Here is a 1,386-nt window from a genome sequence, read left to right as displayed (position 1 = left end):
GTGCGGCCGCGCCGGTGGCCAGCGCCTGGCGGCGCGTGAGCACGCCATGGCGGGCGGGCGCGATGCGGTGCATGTCAAAAGCAGGGGTGGGCTGGGGCACGGTTGTCTCCGGTAGTGGGGTTGGAATCCGGGGCCTGCGGTCTGCGCCGCGTGGGTTGCCCCGGTCGTCAAGGAAAAATCAGGCAATGGCCCCGGTGGCCTGCAGCGCGGTCACTTCATCGGCCGTGTAGCCCAGGCCCTGCAGCAGCTCGGCCGTGTGCTGGCCCAGGCGCGGCGGGTCGCAGCGCACATCGAGCCGCTGGCCGTCCATGCGCAGCGGCATCAGCGTGATCTGCGCGGTCTGCCCGGCACGTTCGCCATCGGGCAGCGTGATGTCGGCGAGGCCCCCCGTGGCTTGCAGGTGCGGGTCGTCAAACAGTTCTTCGGGCCGGCGGATGGGTGCAAACGGCAGGCCGTGGCGTTCGAAGATCGCGGCCAGTTCGTCGGCCGTGTGCTGTGCCAGCCGCTCGCGCAGCACCGGCATCAGCGTGGGGCGGGCGCGCACGCGGTCGTTGTTGGTGGCCAGGCCGGTGTCGGCCTTCAGGTCGGCATAGCCCATGGCGTCGCAGAAGGTCTGCCACTGCGCATCGCTCACGGCGGCCAAAAAGATCTGCCCGCCGTCCTTCACGCTGAACACGTCGTACACGGCCCAGGACGAGATGCGGTCGGGCATGGGCGCGGCCGGTTTGCCGGTGACGGCGTATTGCATCATGTGCTGGCCGACCAGGAACACGTTGTTCTCGAACAGGGCCGAGTCCACCTCCTGCCCGCGCCCGGTGATGCCGCGCTGCATCAGCGCCGCCATCGCACCAATCGCGCCGAACATGCCGCCCATGATGTCGTTCACGCTGCTGCCTGCGCGCAGCGGGTCGCCAGGGCGGCCGGTCATGTAGGCCAGGCCGCCCATCATCTGCACCACTTCGTCCAGCGCCGTGCGGTGCTCGTACGGGCCGGGCAAAAAGCCGGTGTGGTTGACGTAGATGAGGCGCGGGTTGACCTGGCTGAGCGCGGCATAGTCCAGGCCGTATTTGGTCATCACGCCGGGCTTGAAGTTTTGCGCCACCACGTCGGCCGATGCGGCCAGCTTGCGCGCCACCGCCAGGCCCTCGGGGCTGCGCAGGTCGAGCGCGATGCTCTTCTTGTTGCGGTTGAACATGGGGAAGAAGCCCGCGCCCGCGCCCAGCAGGTGGCGGGTGCGGTCGCCGTCCACCGGCTCGACCTTGATGACCTCGGCCCCCAGGTCGGCCAGCACCATGCCGCAGGTGGGGCCCATGACCATATGGGTGAACTCCACCACGCGCAGGCCTTCCAGCGGCAGGCGGGGGGACGAGAGAGGGGCGGATGTGT

At 69.5% G+C, this 1,386-nt stretch carries 1 protein-coding gene; it reads right to left on the bottom strand.

Annotated elements, in window-relative coordinates; all coding sequences use genetic code 11:
- Nucleotides 1-178: 178 nt before the first annotated feature.
- Complete coding sequence (locus tag DBR23_RS19475; protein ID WP_108499299.1) at nt 179-1,357, bottom strand: CaiB/BaiF CoA-transferase family protein; 1,179 nt, start codon at nt 1,355-1,357, stop codon at nt 179-181.
- Nucleotides 1,358-1,386 lie beyond the last annotated feature (29 nt).

Source organism: Acidovorax sp. HMWF018, from assembly GCF_003061035.1.
In the GTDB taxonomy this organism is placed as follows: domain Bacteria; phylum Pseudomonadota; class Gammaproteobacteria; order Burkholderiales; family Burkholderiaceae_C; genus Acidovorax; species Acidovorax delafieldii.
The sequence above is the reverse complement of the archived record's forward strand: the minus strand, read 5'-3'. Positions and strand labels throughout refer to the sequence as shown.